The sequence below is a fragment of the Streptomyces millisiae genome (assembly GCF_031845425.1).
Taxonomy (GTDB): Bacteria; Actinomycetota; Actinomycetes; order Streptomycetales; family Streptomycetaceae; genus Streptomyces; species Streptomyces millisiae.
In genome coordinates, this window is record NZ_JAVREM010000003.1 from 1 (window position 1) to 16,718 (window position 16,718).

General features: G+C 74.3%; 15 protein-coding genes. 4 read left to right on the forward strand and 11 right to left on the reverse strand.

All coding sequences use genetic code 11. The features are described 5' to 3' along the window. Window positions 1–21: 21 nt before the first annotated feature. The 3 genes from RNC47_RS04180 to RNC47_RS04190 form a co-directional block, all read right to left on the reverse strand. A complete protein-coding gene (locus tag RNC47_RS04180) occupies window positions 22–822 on the reverse strand; it encodes a pentapeptide repeat-containing protein (RefSeq protein WP_311595618.1) in 801 nt (266 codons plus the stop codon). A gap of 66 nt (window positions 823–888) precedes the next feature. Further along, on the reverse strand, window positions 889–3,087 hold the full coding sequence (locus tag RNC47_RS04185) for a protein kinase domain-containing protein (RefSeq protein WP_311595620.1): 2,199 nt from the start codon (window positions 3,085–3,087) through the stop codon (window positions 889–891). Between the two features lie 82 nt (window positions 3,088–3,169). Further along, window positions 3,170–3,712 (reverse strand): RBBP9/YdeN family alpha/beta hydrolase, encoded by a 543-nt coding sequence (locus RNC47_RS04190; protein ID WP_311595621.1) that lies wholly within the window; start codon window positions 3,710–3,712, stop codon window positions 3,170–3,172. A 103-nt stretch (window positions 3,713–3,815) separates the two neighbouring features. Between RNC47_RS04190 and RNC47_RS04195 the strand changes: the two genes are divergently transcribed. Beyond that, window positions 3,816–4,259: an Lrp/AsnC family transcriptional regulator gene (locus RNC47_RS04195; RefSeq protein ID WP_311595623.1), complete on the forward strand. Its 444-nt coding sequence runs from the start codon at window positions 3,816–3,818 to the stop codon at window positions 4,257–4,259. 3 nt (window positions 4,260–4,262) lie between these two features. Here RNC47_RS04195 and RNC47_RS04200 read toward each other — a convergent pair whose 3' ends face one another. Further along, window positions 4,263–5,138 carry a helix-turn-helix transcriptional regulator gene (locus RNC47_RS04200; protein ID WP_311595624.1) on the reverse strand — a complete coding sequence of 292 codons (876 nt, stop codon included), beginning with the start codon at window positions 5,136–5,138 and terminating at the stop codon, window positions 4,263–4,265. Window positions 5,139–5,300: 162 nt separating this feature from the next. Between RNC47_RS04200 and RNC47_RS04205 the strand changes: the two genes are divergently transcribed. Both RNC47_RS04205 and RNC47_RS04210 read left to right on the forward strand, forming a co-directional pair. Then, window positions 5,301–6,068, forward strand: coding sequence for an SDR family oxidoreductase (locus RNC47_RS04205; protein ID WP_311595625.1), 768 nt, complete (start codon window positions 5,301–5,303; stop codon window positions 6,066–6,068). 41 nt (window positions 6,069–6,109) lie between these two features. Further along, window positions 6,110–6,352, forward strand: coding sequence for a 4-oxalocrotonate tautomerase family protein (locus RNC47_RS04210; protein ID WP_311595626.1), 243 nt, complete (start codon window positions 6,110–6,112; stop codon window positions 6,350–6,352). Between the two features lie 15 nt (window positions 6,353–6,367). Here the strand turns inward: RNC47_RS04210 and RNC47_RS04215 are convergent, their stop codons facing one another. Both RNC47_RS04215 and RNC47_RS04220 read right to left on the reverse strand, forming a co-directional pair. After that, window positions 6,368–6,511 carry a hypothetical protein gene (locus RNC47_RS04215; RefSeq protein WP_311595627.1) on the reverse strand — a complete coding sequence of 48 codons (144 nt, stop codon included), beginning with the start codon at window positions 6,509–6,511 and terminating at the stop codon, window positions 6,368–6,370. 124 nt (window positions 6,512–6,635) lie between these two features. Further along, entirely contained in the window at window positions 6,636–7,688 is a 1,053-nt protein-coding gene (locus RNC47_RS04220) for a LacI family DNA-binding transcriptional regulator (protein ID WP_311595629.1), read from the reverse strand. A 262-nt stretch (window positions 7,689–7,950) separates the two neighbouring features. On the opposite strand from RNC47_RS04220, the gene RNC47_RS04225 reads away from it, so the two are divergent. After that, window positions 7,951–9,972: a glycoside hydrolase family 127 protein gene (locus RNC47_RS04225; protein ID WP_311595631.1), complete on the forward strand. Its 2,022-nt coding sequence runs from the start codon at window positions 7,951–7,953 to the stop codon at window positions 9,970–9,972. A 50-nt stretch (window positions 9,973–10,022) separates the two neighbouring features. On the opposite strand, the gene RNC47_RS04230 is transcribed toward RNC47_RS04225, so the two are convergent. From RNC47_RS04230 to RNC47_RS04250, 5 genes are all read right to left on the reverse strand, one after another. Continuing rightward, on the reverse strand, window positions 10,023–10,796 hold the full coding sequence (locus tag RNC47_RS04230; protein ID WP_311595633.1) for an enoyl-CoA hydratase: 774 nt from the start codon (window positions 10,794–10,796) through the stop codon (window positions 10,023–10,025). Window positions 10,797–10,823: 27 nt separating this feature from the next. Continuing rightward, the gene (locus RNC47_RS04235) at window positions 10,824–12,119 is read right to left on the reverse strand and encodes a ferredoxin reductase domain-containing protein (RefSeq protein ID WP_311595635.1); all 1,296 of its coding nucleotides are present in this window, start codon (window positions 12,117–12,119) and stop codon (window positions 10,824–10,826) included. Beyond that, window positions 12,116–13,717, reverse strand: coding sequence for an amino acid adenylation domain-containing protein (locus RNC47_RS04240; protein WP_311595636.1), 1,602 nt, complete (start codon window positions 13,715–13,717; stop codon window positions 12,116–12,118). The genes RNC47_RS04235 and RNC47_RS04240 overlap by 4 nt, the downstream gene beginning before the upstream one ends. Before the next feature lie 184 nt (window positions 13,718–13,901). Beyond that, on the reverse strand, window positions 13,902–15,344 hold the full coding sequence (locus tag RNC47_RS04245) for an amino acid permease (protein ID WP_311595638.1): 1,443 nt from the start codon (window positions 15,342–15,344) through the stop codon (window positions 13,902–13,904). 128 nt (window positions 15,345–15,472) lie between these two features. Then, the gene (locus tag RNC47_RS04250) at window positions 15,473–16,603 is read right to left on the reverse strand and encodes a cation diffusion facilitator family transporter (RefSeq protein ID WP_394814701.1); all 1,131 of its coding nucleotides are present in this window, start codon (window positions 16,601–16,603) and stop codon (window positions 15,473–15,475) included. Window positions 16,604–16,718 lie beyond the last annotated feature (115 nt).

Consider the following 16,718-nt stretch of genomic DNA (forward strand, 5'->3'; position numbering starts at 1 on the left):
GTGGGTGGGGGAGCCGCGCGGCTACCAGTGCGGTGGGCGGTCGAGCCCCGCAGGGAGCCTCGTCGAGGCGTCGCCCCGCGCCGCGTTGACCTGCGCCTGGGTGAGGAAGAGCGCGTCCCGCAGGTCCGCGCCGGCGAGGGCGGCGTTCCGGAGGTCGGTGCCCAGCAGGTCGGCCGACCGCAGATCGGCGCGGGTCAGGTCGGCCGCGATCAGCAGCGCGCCCCGCAGTGAGGCGCCCCGCAGGTCGGCGCCGCGCAGCCGGGCCCCGGCCAGGTCGGCGCCCCGGCGGTCCCGCCGTCGGCCCGGCACCCGGGCCCGCACCAGCTCGCTCACCCGCCCCAGCAGCTCACCGACCTGGGCCCGCAGCGCCCCCACGTCGACGGTCGCCAGCTCCTCGGGGGCGCCGCCGGCCAGCCCCTCGACCCGCCCGGCGAGCTCCCGCAGCTCGCCCAGAACGGAGCGGGCCGCCGGCCGCGCGGTCGCCTCACCCAGGTACCACAGCAGCTCGTGCAACTGCCGGACCACCGGGAACGCCGCGAACATCGCCCCGGCGGTCTCCGGCGCCGAGCGCCAGTCGCGCCCGCCGAAGGTCACCTGGGAGACCCGCTGCCCGGCGCCGAAGCAGTCGAAGACCGTGCAGCCGGTGAACCCGCGCTCCCGCAGACCGGCGTGGATGCCGCAGCGGAAGTCCGCGTCCAGGTTGCCGCAGGGGGTACCGGCCGCCTTGCTGACGGCGAAGTCCGCCGACGCGGTGAACGGCAGCGCCACGCAGCACAGCCCGAAGCAGCTGCCGCAGTCCGCGCGCAGTGCGACCAGGTCCACGTCGTGATCCCCCGAGGCTTGAGAACGACTTCACCGACGCCCCCATGGTCCCAGGTCGGCGACCGGTCACACGCGCAGGGCCCAGACCGTTCCGCCGCCGTCGACGACGACCACCAGATCGCCGTCGGACGCCGGAGGGCTGACGTGGTGGTTGTCGAACGCCCCGCTCCATGCCTCTCGTCCGTCCTCGGCGTCGAGAATCCGCACGGTGGTCCAGCGCCGGAACAGCCGTTCCCGCCTGGTCCGGTAGAGCAGGGCCCGATCGCCGGTGGCCCACACCGCGTCGGTGTCCTCGGCCTCGTCGAGCCAGCGTTCCGTGCCGTCGTCGGCGGCCAGGCACACCCTTCCCTCCGGGGCGGGCAGGACGAACCCGCCCGCCACGCTCCTCGCCGGTTCGTCCGGGTGGTAGGGGCCGTCGTGGGTCCACTTCGGCTCGCCGGTGAGTCCGTCGAGGGCGGTCGGTCGCTCGCGGTCCCCCTCGACCGGTGGCAGGAGGACGGTGGTCCCGGACACCAGCGACTCGATGGGCCGGAAGGCGCCGACATACGGCTCCGGCTCCTCCCGCTGAAACGGGGTTCGCCACTCGACGGCGCCCGTGCGCGCATCGCGGAAGACGAGGTCGACGGGCGCCTCGCCGACCTCGTAGCAGAGGATGCCTGTGTCGAGGGCGTGCCCCAGGTCGCCCCTCGGATACATGTCGGTGCGTTCCCACCGCGTGTCGCCCGTCGCGGCGAGCACCGCCATGCCCATGCCGTCGAACAGCACCAGATCGCCGGCCAGCACGTACCCACCGAAGGGGGAGGCGTCGACCCCCCACCGGCTGTCGCCGGTGCGCGAGTCGAACCCGGCCACCGACGTGTCCTCGCCCATGATCAGCAGGCCACTGGGCCGGTGCACGTCCACTCTTGTGGTGCCGAGGGCGACCGGTCGCTGCCACAGCTGGTCCCCGCTGGCCGCGTCGAAGGCCCGCACCACGTTGCTGGAATAGTCGGCCAGTGCGGTCAGGGTGAGGACGGTGCCGTCGACGACCGCGAGGTGGGTCCCCGTGACCCAGGGCCCGTCGAGGGCGGCGCTCCACAGGGGTTCGCCGCTGGCCAGGTCGAGGCCGTGAAGCACGGCGGAGTCGGAGTCGACGCCGGCCACGTGGCACCGCCCGTCGGCCACGAGGGCGGTTTCCGCGCCGCCGATGTTCCGCGACCAGGCGACCGGGCCCCGCCTCGGGGCGCCGGTCAGGTACAGCGCCGCCGAGCCGCCGCCTGCGGCGAGCACGGCGAGGCCGGCGCCACCGAGCAGCAGATCGCGTCGGTTGACGTCCCTTCTGCCCGCCGGTCCGGCCAACGCCTCGGTGGTCGCGTCCGGTGCCGGCCGGCCCGGCGCCGCGACGGTCGCGGCGCCGGGTGGTGCCGGGCGCGTGGCCTGGGCCGGGTCGCCCAGCTGGCGCAGCTCGTCGGCGAGTTCGGCGGCCGAGCCGTACCGCTGCTCCGGCTCCTTCGCCAGCAGCCGGAGCACCAGTCGGTCCCAGGCGGGGGAGAGGCCGGCCGCCACGGCGCTCGGCGCCGGCGGGGTGTCCTGCAGGTGCGCGGTGAGGTACCCGACGGTGTCCGGGGCGGTGAACGGGGGCCGGCCGGTGAGCAGTTCGAACAGGACGCAGCCCAGCGCGTACAGGTCGCTGCGCCGCTCCGGGTGCCCGCGGGCCTGCTCGGGCGCCATGTAGGCGGCCGTGCCGACCAGGAACCCGGTCTGGGTCAGCCGGTCCCCGGTGGCCGACGGGTCGGCGGCGCGGGCGATGCCGAAGTCCAGCACCTTCACGCCGCCGGAGGCGGTGACGAACACGTTCGCCGGCTTGATGTCCCGGTGCAGGACGCCGGCTTCGTGCGCCTCGGCGAGGGCCTCGCAGATCCCCGTGCCCCACCGCGCGGCGTCGGTGCCGTCGACGGGGCCGCGGCGGACGACGGCGTCGAGGCCCTGGCCCCGCAGCAGCTCCATCACCAGGAACGGCGTGGTGCCCTCCGGCGTGACGGCCTCGCCGAGGTCGTGGACGGTGACGATGTTCGGATGCTGGAGGGCGGCGGTGATCCGCGCCTCGCGCAGGAAGCGGGCGCGCGCCTCCGCGGCCCGGCTGCCGCCGCCCGCGAGCACCGACACCACCTTGACCGCGACCGGCCGGCGCAGGCTCTCGTCGCGCGCCTCCCAGACCTCTCCCATGCCGCCCTGCCCGAGCGGCCGCACCAGTCGGTAGCGGTCGGCGAGTATGTGCTCTTCCACGGTCCCAAGTCCCCCGACCACGCGTGGTTTTCGGTCAGCGGGCGCATCGTAGCCCGGGGCCCCGGCGAAGCACCCCGCCCCGTCAAGCGGGGCCGGTCTCCAGCGTGCCCAACAGCTCCCGGCCCGCCGGCCAGTAGCCCAGCCCGCTGTCGGAGTTGATGTGCCCGTGGCCCTCGACGAGCCGCAGGCGCGCCCCCCATCCGGTGGCCAGGTCCCGGGACCTGTCGGCCGCGCAGTAGGGATCGTCGTCGCTCGCCACCACCAGCGCCGGCCCCGGGACGGGGTGGGCGGCCAGCTCCCGGAAGGACGGCACGGGGAAGCCGGGCGCGTCGGGATCGGGCGGCGCCACCAGGAACGACGCGACGGCGGTCGGTCGCGTCTCCCGCGCCCACTCGGCGACGGCCCAGCAGCCGAGGCTGTGCGCGACGAACACCACGCGGTCGGCCTGGGCGGACGCCTCGGCGTGGGCCCGGTCGACCGCGTCGAGCCAGTCGGACAGCTCGGGGTCCGCCCAGGAACCCGGACGGATCCTGCGCGCCGCAGCACCCCAACGGCGCTCCCACCGGGTCTGCCAGTGGTTCTCGTCCGAGCCGTCGAGCCCGGGGACGATGACGTACGCGACCATGACCGCGCCACCTCTCTTTCGTGATGCCCATGCGATTGTTGGGGCGGGCGGTGGTCGCGGGCCCGCCCGCCGAGTGATCTCAAGGAAGGTGGGGCTCGGAACGATGGATTCACTCGACGAGATCGACCGCCGGATCGTGGAGCTGCTGCAGTTGGAGGGCCGCCTGACCGGGGCGGAGGTCGGCCGCCGGGTCGGCCTCTCCCAACCGGCGGCCGGCGCCCGCATCCAACGCCTGGAGAAGAGCGGCGTCATCACCGGCTACCGGGCCGTCGTCGACCCGGCCGCCCTCGGGCTGAACATCCACGCCGTGCTGCGGCTGCGCACCACCCACGCCCGGCTGCCGGACGCGCTGCGGCTCGCCGCGGAGCTCCCCGAGGTGACCTCGGTGCTCCGGGTGACCGGCGAGGACTGTCTGTTGCTCGACGTCCACTGCGCCGACGCCGCCCGCCTCGAACGGGTCGTCGACACCATGGCCCGCCACGGCCCGGTCATGACCTCCCTCGTGCTGCGCGGCTATCCGCCCAAGCCGCTCCCGACGGGGCGGTAGCCGTCACGACGTCGGGAGCGGTCCGGACCGACCGCGGGTGACCGTCAGGTCCTGCGTGCCGATGACGGACAGCAGCTCCAGCTGGGCGGCGCCCTCGGTGCCGGGCGGCGCGGTGAACCACATCAGCCGCTGGCGGCCGTCCTCGCTCGACACCCGGTGGCAGTCCAGCTCGATGACGCCCAGCGCGGGATGGACGACGCGCTTGTGGTCGGTGCGCCGGAGCGCGACGTCGCCGGTCTCCCAGAGGGCGGCGAACTCCGGGCTGCGCCGGCGCAGCGTGGCCACCAGCCGGCCCACCTCGGGGTCGTCGCCGCGCCGGGCGGCGACCGCGCGCAGGTCGGCGGCGAAGACCCGGGAGTGGTGCGGGTGGTCCTCGACCGGGTGGAGCGCGCGGACGGCGGGGTCGGTGAACCAGCGGAAGACGAACGACGCGGCCGGGCCGCGCCCCACGAGCGGCGGGCCGAGAAGCGCCTCGGCCAGCGCGTTCTGGGCCAGCGTCTGGTGCAGGTCGGTGATGATCCGGGCGGGGGTGGTGTCGAGCCGGTCGAGCAGCCCGAGCAGGGCCGGCTGGGCGTGGGTGGAGGGCGCGTGGGCCGCCGGCGGAAGCGGACGGTCGGCGAGCAGGAAGAGGTGGTCCCGCTCGTCGCCGTCCAGCCGCAGCGCCCGGGCCAGGGCGGCCAGCACCTGCGCCGACGGCTGGGCGCCGCGCCCCCGCTCCAGCTCCGTGTAGTAGTCGGCGGAGAGGCCGGCCAACTGGGCGACCTCCTCGCGCCGCAGGCCGGGCACCCGGCGCCGGGGGCCGGTGGGCAGGCCGACGTCCGCGGGGCGGACGCGATCGCGCCGGGACTTCAGGAACGCGGCGAGCTCCGAATGGTTCACGCCTCCCATGGTCGCGCGCGGCGCCGGGCCGATCCAGGGGTTGCCGACCCCAGGGTACGGAGAGCCGTGGCTGCCCCGGGGGCGCCGGTCCAGGCTGGACGCGAACCGGGCGCCGAGGCGGAACCGCGGTGCCGGTACGTCCGAAGACCATGAGGAGTGCGCATGTCCCAGCGGGGAGCAACGTCCGAGCCCACCACCGACCGGCCCCGCGTCGCCGTCGTCACCGGCGGCTCGCGCGGCATCGGTCGCGCGACGGTGGGCCGGCTGGCCGCCGACGGGTACGCCGTGGTGGTCGGCTACGCGGGCAACCGCGAGCAGGCCGAGGCCGCGGTGGCGGAGGCCGTCGCCGCCGGCGGCCGGGCGGTCGCCGTCCGGGCCGACGTCGCCGACGAGCGGCAGGTGGCCGACCTGTTCGACGCGGCCGAGTCGGAGTTCGGCGGCGTCGACGTGGTCGTGCACGCGGCCGGCCGGATGACCCTGTCCACCATCGCCGAGGTCGACCTGACGGAGCTCGACGCGCTGCACCGCGTCAACATCCGCGGCACCTTCGTCGTCGCCCAGCAGGCCGCCCGCCGTGTGCGGTCCGGCGGGGCGATCGTCACGTTCTCCACCTCCCAGGTGGGCCTGGCCTTCCCCACCTACGGCGCCTACATCGCCAGCAAGGCCGCGGTCGAGGGCATGACCATGGTCCTCGCCCGCGAGCTGCGGGGCCGGGACGTCAACGTCAACACCGTGGCCCCCGGGCCCACCGCCACCGACATGTTTCTCGAAGGCAAGGACCAGGAGACCGTCGACCGGCTCGCGGCGATGGCCCCGCTGGAACGCCTCGGGACCCCGGCCGACATCGCCGCGGCCGTCGCCTTCCTGGCCTCCCCGGCCGGCCACTGGGTCAACGGCCAGGTCGTCCGCGCCAACGGCGGCGTCATCTGACGGCCGCCGGCACGAGTTCACCAACCACGAGGAGCACCACCATGCCGTTCGCGAACTTCAAGGTCCCGGCCGGAAGCCTGGACGAGAGGCAGAAGGCGCGGATCGTCGCCCGCACCACCGAGCTGTACGTCGAGCTCTACGGGGAGCGGGCCCGCGCCACCACCCTGGTCCTGGTCGAGGAGGTGACCGACGGCGGCTGGGGGATCGGCGGCGACGTCCTGACCCTGGCCATGATCCGGCAGCCGACCGGGCCGACCGCGCCGGAGGAACCTGGGCCGGCCTGACCCCGGTCGGCCGCCTCAGGCGCGCGCCGGCCGCGCCGTGGCGGGCGGGACGGCGGCCCGCTCCGCGCGCGCGACGGCGCGCCGGGCCAGCCGGGCGGTGGCCGCCGCGGCCAGGGCGGCGAGCAGCGGGAGCGCCGGCGGCGCCATGAGGGACAGCACGGCGGCGACGGCCAGCGTCGCCCAGACCGCCCGGGTCAGCGCGGGTTGCCGGCCGCCAGCAGCACGGCGTTGCGCGGCAACGGCAGCGGCCCGTCGTCGCTACGGGCCAGCGGCGCGTCGGGGTTCACCGTGGCCTCCCGTCCCCCTCGGGGGCGCCCGTCGACTCGCGGACCACCAGCCGGCAGGGCAGCGCTTCGAGGCCGCTGGCCGGGCGGCCGTCGATGGCGTCCATCAGGCGCAGCGCCGCCGTCCGCCCCAGCTCGGTGAGGTTCATGTCGACGGTGGTGAGCGGCGGGCGGGATGCCTCCGCCATGACCTCCCAGTTGTCGTAGCCGGCGATCGCCACCTCCGCCGGCACCCGGCGCCCGGCCTCGCGCAGCGCGTCGGCCGCGCCCCTGGCGATCTGGTCGCTGCCGCAGAACAGCGCGTCCACCTCGGGGTCGGCGCGCAGCGCGATCAGCGCCGCCTGCCGGCCCCACGCCTCGCTCCACTCGCCGAAGTAGACGCGGCCGCCGGAGAGTTCGGCTCCGGCCGCGCGGAGCGCGAGCGTGGTGTGCTCGGCCCGCACGGCCGCCGCCGCGTGGTGGGCCGGGCCCGTGAGGTGCGCGACGCGGCGCCGGCCGGTGGCCAGCAGGTGGTCGACGACGAGCCGGGCGCCGCCCGCGTCGTCCGGGACCAGCGACACGTCCGCCGGGTCGGTCGAGGGCCCGAGCGCGTAGACCACGGGCACCGGGGCCGGCAGCACGAGCGGCGGGCGCGGGTCGGTGCGCCGGCCCGTGACGATCAGGCCGTCGATCCGGCGCTCCAACAGGGTGCGCACATAGTGCTGTTCACGGATCCGGTCGCCCCGGGTGTCGCACAGGAACACCGACATCCGGCCGGCGCCGAGCGCGTCCTCGGCGCCGAGCAGCACCGGCAGGCTGAACCGGCCCACGCTGTCGGTGGTGATCAGCCCGACCGTGAAGCTGCGCCCCGACAGCAGGCCCTGCGCCATCGCGTTGGGCCGGAAGTCGAGCTTGCGGGCGGCGTCGAGCACCCGCTCCCTGGTCTCGGGGCGCAGCCGGCCGCGCCCGTTGAGCGCCTTGGAGGCGGTGCCGGGGGAGACCCCGGCGAGCGCGGCGACGTCGCTGATGGTGACGGCCCGTGCCCCGGCCTCTCGGCGTGGCGTCACGGTCATGGGAAACCCTTTGCCCCTTCTCGGACCTGGTCCACTCCAGCGGCCGTGGCCGCCCCCGGGCGCGTCATCATGCCACGTCTTCGACCGTGGCAACAGGGGTGGGAAGCCGGGTAAACCGATCCGGTCCGACGTCTTGACGCTCCTCTCCCGCGGCTCCTAGCGTCTGCGGCTGGGAAAAGGGTTTCCCAGCGCCTTCCCCGGCGTTCGACGCGACCCGCAAGCTCCACTGACGTCAGTTCCCGTCCCGTAATCGGAGTCACGCATGACAGCCGTCCCGTCCGCCAAGACCCCAGCACCCAGCCCCGCGGGCCCGGTCCACCCGGGCCCGGCCGCGCACGCCGCGCTGCGCGCCACCGCGCGTGCCACCGTGACCGCCGGCTTCTGGGCGGAACGCCGCCGGGTCAACGCGGAGGTCAGCATCCCCCAGGGCCCGCAGCGCCTCGCCGAGGCCGGCAACCTGGAGAACTTCCGGCTGGCCGCCGCGCGGGCCACCGAGGGCTTCCAGGGCGCCTTCCCGTTCCAGGACTCGGACGTCCACAAGTGGCTGGAGGCCGCCGCCTGGCAGCTCGGTGACCCGGCGACGGACACCGAAAGCAGGGACGAACTCACCAGCCGCATCACCGAGTTCGCCGGGCTGCTGGCCGACGCCCAGGAGGACTCCGGCTACCTCAACACCTACTACCAGGTGGCCAAGCCCGAGGTGCCGCACTTCACCGAGCTGAAGTGGGGCCACGAGCTCTACACCGCGGGACACCTCATCCAGGCCGCCGTCGCCCACCACCGGACCACCGGAAGCCGTGAACTCCTGGACATCGCCGTCCGGTTCGCCGACCACATCGGCGAGAGCTTCGGCCCCGAGGGCTCCGGCAGGCCGCACGACTCGGTCGACGGCCACCCCGAGATCGAGACCGCCCTGGTCGAACTCGCCCGGGAGACCGGCGAGTCCCGCTACACCGAGCTGGCGGCGTACTTCGTCGACCGGCACGGCGGCGCCCTCGGCCTGACCGGCGACAAGGGATTCGACCGCCCCGGCTACTTCCAGGACCACATGCCGGTGCGCGAGGCCGAGGCGGTCACCGGCCACGCCGTCCGCCAGCTCTACCTGCTGGCCGGCGCCGCCGACGTGGCCACCGAGACCGGCGACCCCGCCCTGCGAGCCGCCGTCGAGCGGCTGTGGACCGAGATGGTGGCGCGCCAGACCTACCTCACCGGCGGCGTCGGCGCCCACCACTCCGACGAGGCGTTCGGCCAGCCCTACGAGCTGCCCGCCGACCGCTCCTACTGCGAGACCTGCGCCGCCATCGCCTCCGTCCAGTTCGCCTGGCGGCTCGCCCTGCTCACCGGCGAGGCCAAGTACTCCGACCTCGTCGAACGCACCCTCTACAACGGCGTGTTGTGCGGGGTCTCGCTCTCCGGCGACCGCTACCTCTACGACAACCCGCTGCACGTCCGCGACGGCCACGCCGACCAGGAGGGCGACAAGCCCCGCCGGGTGCCCTGGTTCCGCTGCGCCTGCTGCCCGCCCAACCTGATGCGGCTGCTCGCCTCGCTGCCCCACTACCTGGCCACCGCCTCGGCCGACGGCGGCGCGCTCCAGGTCCACCAGTACGCCACCGGTACCGTCGCCGCTCCGCTGGCCGGCGGCGAGGTCGCGCTGCGCGTCGAGACCGACTACCCGCGGCAGGGCCGGATCGCCCTCACCGTCACCGGTACCGGCGAGGAGCCCTGGACCCTGACGCTGCGCGTCCCGCACTGGTCGGCCGACGCCTGGACCGTCACCGTGAACGGCGCCGAACCCGCCGCCGGCGTGGCGGAGTTCGCGGACGGCTGGCTGCGTCTCGACCGGGCCTGGACGGAGGGCGACACCGTCGTCCTCGACCTCGACCTGGCACCCAGGTTCACCCTGGCCGACCCCCGGGTGGACGCCGTCCGCGGCTGCGCCGCCATCGAACGCGGGCCCCTCGTCCACTGCGTCGAGGCTCTCGACCAGCCCGCGCCGCCGGCGGGCAGCGGCCTCGACGACCTGGCCGTCGACCTCGCCGCCGGACTCGGCACCGTCGACCGACCCGAACTCCTCGGCGGCGTCACCACCGTGACCGCCACCGCCCGCCGCCGCCCCCGCCCGGACACCGGCGCGTCCGCGCCCTGGTGGCCCTACCGGCCCGCCACCGCCGGCACCCCGGCGCCGGCCGGCGACCCCGTCACCCTCACCGCGATCCCCTACTACGCCTGGGCCAACCGCGACAACGGCGCCATGCGGGTCTTCCTGCCCATCGCCGAATAGCCGGCGGTGGCGTCGGCCGGGCGGGTTGCCGCGCCCGGCCGACGGGCCGCTCAGCGGCCGGTGAACTCCGGCGGGCGCTTCTCCAGGAAGGCCCGCATCCCCTCCTTCTGGTCCTCGGTCGCGAACAGCGCGTGGAACACCCGGCGTTCGTAGCGGACGCCCTCGGCGAGTCCCAGTTCGAGTGCCCGGTCCACGGCCTCCCGGGCGGCGCGCACCGCCGGCCGACTGTGGGAGGCGATGGTGCGGGCCACCGCGAACGCCTCCGCCAGCAGCCGGTCGGCCGGCACCACCCGGGCGACCAGGCCCGAGCGTTCGGCCTCCGCGGCGTCCATGGTGCGGCCGGTGAGGATCAGGTCCATGGCCTTCGCCTTGCCGACCAGGCGGGTCAGCCGCTGGGTGCCGCCGATGCCCGGGATCACGCCGAGCCTGATCTCCGGCTGCCCGAACACCGCGGTGTCGGCGGCGATCACCGTGTCGCACAGCATGGCCAGCTCGCAGCCGCCGCCCAGCGCGTAGCCGGCGACGGCCGCCACCTTCGGGGTGCGCAGCGCGGCGAGCCGTTCCCAGCCGGCGAAGTAGTCGTCGGCGGCCATCTCGGGCGCGGTGCGCTCCGCCATCTCCCGGATGTCGGCGCCGGCCGCGAAGACGCGCTCGGAGCCGGTGAGCAGGAAGCAGCCGACGTCCGGGTCGTCGTCCAGGGAGGCGAGCAGGGTGGTGAGTTCGGTCATCAGCTCGCTGTTGAGCGCGTTGAGCACCGCGGGGCGGTGCAGGCGGACGGTGACGACGCGCTCGTCCCGTTCCACCTTCAGGTGGTCGAGGTGCATGGGGGTTACCTCCGGTGGGGAGTGCGGTCAGGAGTCCCAGATCGCGCCGTAGGCCGGGATGCCGCGCCGTTCCAGGCCGTGCACGACGCGCCAGGTGAGGCTCTTGTTGGAGATGCAGATGACCGCCTCCGCGCCGAAGTCGCGGTAGGCGGCGTAAGCCAGGGCCACCATGTCGGGCTTGCCGTGCTCGGTGGTGTCCCAGATGCGGGCGTCCGGCTGGACGGCCAGGATCTCGTCCACCAGCGCGTCGCCGTAGGTCAGCCGGGGGGTGCGGGTGGCCCAGACCAGCAGCGACGGCACCTCGCGGGCCAGCAGGTGCGGCAGGCAGGGCCCGATGCCGCTGCCGGTGGCCACGTAGACGACCCGGGTGAACAGCGTCTCGATGTTGGCGACCCCGGCCGTGGTGATGCCCTTCACCCACACGTGGTCCGGCCGGTCGTCGATGAAGGCGCCCGTCCAGTCGCCGGCCCGGGAGATGGTCAGCCGGAACCCGCTGCGCCCGGGCGACGGCACGTTGGCGAACGAGTGCCACTCCAGCAGCGGGCGGCGGCTGATCGCGGTCGACGAGCCGGCGAACGGCGTCACCCCGTGGTCGAAGTGGGCCAGCACCACGTGGTTCGAGGGCCGCTCGACCGTCACCGGCACCCGGCGCAGCCGAAGCCAGGGCAGCGCGACGCTGGCCGTGACCAGCGCCAGTGCCCAGAGTTCGGGCGCCGCCAGCGGCGATCCACCGCGCTCCCGCAGGACCAGCGCGGTCTGGACCCAGAACAGCAGCAGCACGGACCAGCCGCCGAACCGGTGGATCCGCTCGAAGTGGTCGTGGTGGCGGGCGCGGAACGGCGGCAGCGCGGTGGCCACCAGCAGCACCAGCAGCACGCCGAGCGCGACCGACACCGCCACGGTGGCCGCCGGCGCGCCGTCGACGACCAGCACCGGCGGCAGGGCGAGGAACCACGCGGTGCCGGCCGTGGTGCCGCCGACGTGCAGCCCGCCGAAGTGGTAGACCTTCGCCAGCGTCCAGCGGATCCTGAGCGGCCAGGTCACCGGGGCCCGGGTGGCGAGCCCGAACAGCGCGTTGATGACGTACTGCTGGCGCACCACCACGGCCAGCGTGAGGTTGGCCAGCGCCGCGTAGGAGATCGAGCGGGCCGAGAGTCCTTCGCCGTCCGCGAGACCCTGGCCGAGCGCGGCCAGGTTGACCGCCCAGACCAGCGCGACCAGCCGGTTGTGGTGCATCAGCCGCGGGTGCTTGAGCACCCGGCGGGGCCAGGGGAGGAGCGGTGGCAGCGGCGCGACGGCGGCGTCGCGCACCGGGGCCGTCACGACGCCGCCCCGTGCAGCTCGGTGGCGTGCGCGGCCGGCTCGGCGAGGCGGGCGGCCAGCCGCAGCAGCGCCGGCTTGTCGATCTTGCCGCGGGAGGTCCTCGGCAGGGCGTCCAGCGCGTACACGGCGGCCGGCACGCAGTAGTAGGGCAGCGCCGCCGCGACGGCGCGGCGGGCCGTGGCGGGGGAGAGGCCGCCCGGGGAGACGAAGGAGACCAGGGTGCGGTCGTCCAGCTTGACGGTGGCGGCCCTGGCGCAGCCCGGCAGCGACTCGAGCACCGCGGAGACCGAGTCGAGCTCCACCCGGAAGCCGCGGACCTTCACCTGGTCGTCGGTCCTGCCCAGGTGTTCCAGCTCGCCGTCGGGGGTCCAACGGCCCAGGTCCCGGGTGCGGAACATCAGCCGCCCGGCGCCGAGGAATGGGTCGGGGGCGTAACGCTCGCCGGTGAGCTCGGGGTTGTCCAGGTAGCCGGCGGACACCCCGGCGCCGCCGGCCCACATCTCGCCCACCTCGCCGATCGGGCAGGGCCGGCGCCGCTCGTCCAGCACGTACACGGTGTTGTTCGGGGTCGGCCGGCCGATGGTGAGCCGGGCGGCCGAGGGCCGGTGCAACTGCATCGTGTTGACGATGGTGGTCTCGGTGGGTCCGCAGCCGTTGTAGAAGGCACAGCTCCGCGCCCAGCGGTCGGCGAGCGCCCGGGGGCACGGCTCGCCGGCCACCGCCACGGTCCTGATCCGCCGGCACCGGTCGGGGTCGAGGGCGCTGAGGATGGTGGGGGTGGCGATGACGACGTGGCAGTCCCGGACGGCCCGGGCGATCTCCCGGCCCCTGATGACCAGGGTGGCGCCGTGGCTGAGCGCCCCCAGGATCTCCCAGGCGGCCATGTCGAAGGCGATGTTGAGGATCTGCGCCACCCGGTCGCCGGGCCGGATGCCGAGGTCGCCCGGCTGGGTGAGCAGCAGGTTGCAGACGTTGCGGTGGGTGACGGTCACGCCGTTGGGCCGGCCCGTGGTCCCCGAGGTGAAGAGCACGTAGCAGCCCTCGTCGGGATCGGCGGCCGGCCGGGTCGGTAAGTCGAGGCAGACGACGTCGGCCATGACCTCGTCGACGGCGAGGACCGCGTGATCGCCCCCGGCGGGCACCAGGTCGCGGTGGCGGGACTCGGTCAGCACCACCCGGGCCCTGGTGGCCCGCCGCACGTGGTCCAGCTGGGCGGCCGGGGCGGTGCCGACGTCCTGCGGCACATAGGCGGCGCCGGCCTTCAGCGTGGCGAGCAGCCCGACCAGCATCGGTATCGAGCGGCGCAGGAAGAGGCAGACCCGGTCGCCGGGGCCGACGCCGTGCCCGGCGAGCAGGGCGGCGAGCCGCTCGGCCTGCCGGTTGAGCTCTCCGTAGCTGATGGTCGCGCCCTGGTGTTCGGCGGCGATGGCGAGCGGGCGCCGGGCCGCCTGTTCCTCGAAGGCGTGGTGGATGTGGGTGTGGGGCACGGGCCGCAGCGGGCCCTGGCCGAAGGCCCTGAACAGCCGGCGGTCGTGGCCGTCGAGCCGACGCAGCGCGTGTGACAGGGCCCGGATCTCGGGCACGGGGGAATGGTCCATGATGGGGAATGCCTTTCTGGTGTCACAACGTGAAACAACCCGAAACGCACCGGCGGGAAGGGCTTCCCTCCGCCGTAGATCACACAGATCCACCCAGCCCCATGGGTAACCTCATGGCTCGCTCTGAACGGTCTCAGACTTTCGTCAAAATTGGAACTACGCCGTTCCCGGGCCCCAACTTCCCCTAGCGCGCCGCCAGTTCGGCCTGGGGCGGGCCGCCGGCGGTCGGCAGGTGCCGGCCCCGGCGCATGACACCCCAGCCGAGCAGCAGGCAGGCCGCCCAGACCGCGCCCACATAGAGCGAGATCCTGGCGTCCTCGTCGACGCCCATCAGCACGCCCACCAGCAGCAGCGCCAGCAGCGCGACCACGCTCGCCGCCGCGCCGCCCGGGGCCGGGAACGACGAGGCGGGCAGCCGGCCGGCGAGCACGCCGCGCCGGTAGCGCAGGTGGCTGACCAGGATCATCGACCAGGTCCACAGCCCGCAGGCGGTGGCCACCGAGGTGACATAGCCGAAGGCCTTCTCCGGCACCAGGTAGTTGAGCACCACGCCGATGCCCATCAGCGCGACCGAGACGGTGATCCCGAACGCGGGGGACTGGCGACCGTTGAGCCGGCCGAACCGGGCCGGCGCCTCGCCGTTGGAGGACAGGTCGCGCAGCATCCGGCCGGTCGAGTACATGCCGGAGTTGCAGGAGGAGAGGGCCGCGGTGAGAACCACGAAGTTGACCACGGCGGCGCCGAACGGCAGCCCGATCGCGGCGAACGCGGCGACGAACGGACTGACCCCGGCGTCGAACTCGGTCCACCGCACCACGGCCAGGATGACCGTGAGGGAGCCCACGTAGAACAGCGCGATCCGCCAGGGCAGCGTGTTGATCGCGCGCGGCAGTGAGCGCTCGGGATCGGCGCTCTCACCCGCGGTGACCCCCACCAGCTCGATGGCGATGTAGGCGAACATCACGCCCTGCAGCGTCAGCAGGCTGGAGCCGATGCCGTTGGGGAAGAAGCCGTCGTGCGACCAGAGGTTGGAGACCGTGGCGGTCTCCCCGGCCTGCGAGAAGCCGAAGGTGAGCACCCCGAGGCCGATGACGATCATGCCGATGATCGCGGTGACCTTCACCATCGAGAACCAGAACTCGATCTCGCCGAAGAGCCGCACCGAGAGCAGGTTGGCCCCGAAGAGCAGCACCAGGAAGACCAGGGCGCTCACCCACTGCGGGATCTCGGGGAACCAGTAGTGGACGTAGATGGCCGCGGCCGTCAGCTCGGCCATGCCGGTGACCACCCACAGCAGCCAGTACGTCCAGCCCGTGGCGTAGCCGAAGAACGGGCCGAGGAACTCCCTGGCGTACTCGGCGAAGCTGCCGGAGACCGGCCGGTACAGCAGCAGCTCGCCCAGCGCCCGCATGATCACGAAGACCACGCAGCCGGCCAGCGCGTACATCAGGACGAGGCTCGGCCCCGCCTTGGCGATGTTGGCCCCGGCCCCCATGAAGAGGCCGACGCCGATGGCGCCGCCGATGGCGATCATCTGCACCTGACGGCTCCCGAGGCCGCGGTGGTAGCCCTCCTCGGTGGCCGCGCGGGCGCCCGCGGCGCCCGGCTGATTCTCGTGTGTCGTCATAGGCGACGTCTCTCCAGGTCGACTCCCCGCATGCGTCGCAGACGCGAATGCCGGAGATGCGGCTTTCCACCGGAAAGCCTACTATTCGGCAGGCTTTCCGGCGGGTGTGCCGGACCGGGAGGGGGCGTCTACCCGGCGTGGTGCGCCAGCTCCGCGTGCGGGTCGGGGGCGCCCGGGGCGGGAGCGGGGTCGGCGTGGACGAGGGCGGCGGTGAGTTTGGGGACGGCGTGGAGCAGGGCGTGCTCGGCCGCTACGGTGACGTCGTGCGCCGCGCGGACGCTGAGCCGGCCGTCGACCACGACGGCCACCTCGGCGCGGAGCCTGTGGCCGATCCAGCGCATCCGGAGTTCGCCGACCTCGACGACGCCGGGCACCTCGGTGAGCGCGCTCTCGGCGGCGTCGACGAGTTCCGGGTCGACGGCGTCCATGACGCGGCGGAACACCTCGCGGGCGGCGTCGCGCAGCACCATCAGGATGGCCACGGTGATCAGCAGGCCGACGATCGGGTCGGCGAGCTGCCAGCCGATCGCGGCGCCGCCGGCGCTCAGCAGCACGGCGAGCGAGGTGAAGCCGTCGGTACGGGCGTGCAGTCCGTCGGCGACCAGCGCCGCGGAGCCGATCTCGCGGCCGATCCGGATGCGGTAGCGGGCCACCCACTCGTTGCCGACGAAGCCGACCACGGCGGCCGCGGCGACGGCCGGGATGTGGGTCATGTCCTGGGGGTTGACGAGCCGGTCGATGGCGGTCCAGGCGGCGAGCGCGGCGGAGGCGGTGATGGTCAGCACGATGACGATGCCGGCCAGGTCCTCGGCGCGGCCGTAGCCGTAGGTGAAGCGGCGGGTGACGGCGCGGCGGCCCAGGAGGAAGGCGATGCCCAGCGGCACGGCGGTGAGCGCGTCGGCGAAGTTGTGGATGGTGTCGCCGAGCAGCGCGACCGAGCCGGAGATGACGACGATGACGACCTGGAAGATCGCGGTGACGCCGAGTACGACCAGTGAGATCCACAGCGCGCGCATGCCGCGGGTCGAGGACTCCAGGGCGTTGTCGATCTTGTCGGACGACTCGTGGGAGTGCGGTTTGACCAGGTGGGTCAGCTCATGCCGCAGCCGGGCCAGCCGCCCGCCGCCGTGGTCGTGATCGTGCGCGTGGCCCTCGTGCGCGTGGTCCTCGTGTCCGTGGCCGTGGTGTCCGTGGTCCTGCTCGTCGTGCGAGTGGGTGGCGTGCTCTGGTCCGTGGTCATGGGTGTGCGATGCGCTCACAACGAGCCCTTTCGACGCGCCGCCGTGCTCGGCGGAGTGGGCACGGGGCGTGCCCCCACCCATTATGTGCATATGAGCGCACGCATGCATCTATTAGCTGCGCATCGTTCGCAGT

Coding starts and splice junctions, on each gene's coding strand:
- RNC47_RS04210 (WP_311595626.1), top strand. CDS start 6,110: ATGCCGTTCGCGAACTTCAAGGTCCCGGCCGGAAGCCTGGACGAGAGG.
- RNC47_RS04240 (WP_311595636.1), bottom strand. CDS start 13,717: ATGGACCATTCCCCCGTGCCCGAGATCCGGGCCCTGTCACACGCGCTG.
- RNC47_RS04190 (WP_311595621.1), bottom strand. CDS start 3,712: ATGGTCGCGTACGTCATCGTCCCCGGGCTCGACGGCTCGGACGAGAAC.
- RNC47_RS04245 (WP_311595638.1), bottom strand. CDS start 15,344: ATGACGACACACGAGAATCAGCCGGGCGCCGCGGGCGCCCGCGCGGCC.
- RNC47_RS04230 (WP_311595633.1), bottom strand. CDS start 10,796: ATGCACCTCGACCACCTGAAGGTGGAACGGGACGAGCGCGTCGTCACC.
- RNC47_RS04195 (WP_311595623.1), top strand. CDS start 3,816: ATGGATTCACTCGACGAGATCGACCGCCGGATCGTGGAGCTGCTGCAG.
- RNC47_RS04220 (WP_311595629.1), bottom strand. CDS start 7,688: ATGACCGTGACGCCACGCCGAGAGGCCGGGGCACGGGCCGTCACCATC.
- RNC47_RS04225 (WP_311595631.1), top strand. CDS start 7,951: ATGACAGCCGTCCCGTCCGCCAAGACCCCAGCACCCAGCCCCGCGGGC.
- RNC47_RS04205 (WP_311595625.1), top strand. CDS start 5,301: ATGTCCCAGCGGGGAGCAACGTCCGAGCCCACCACCGACCGGCCCCGC.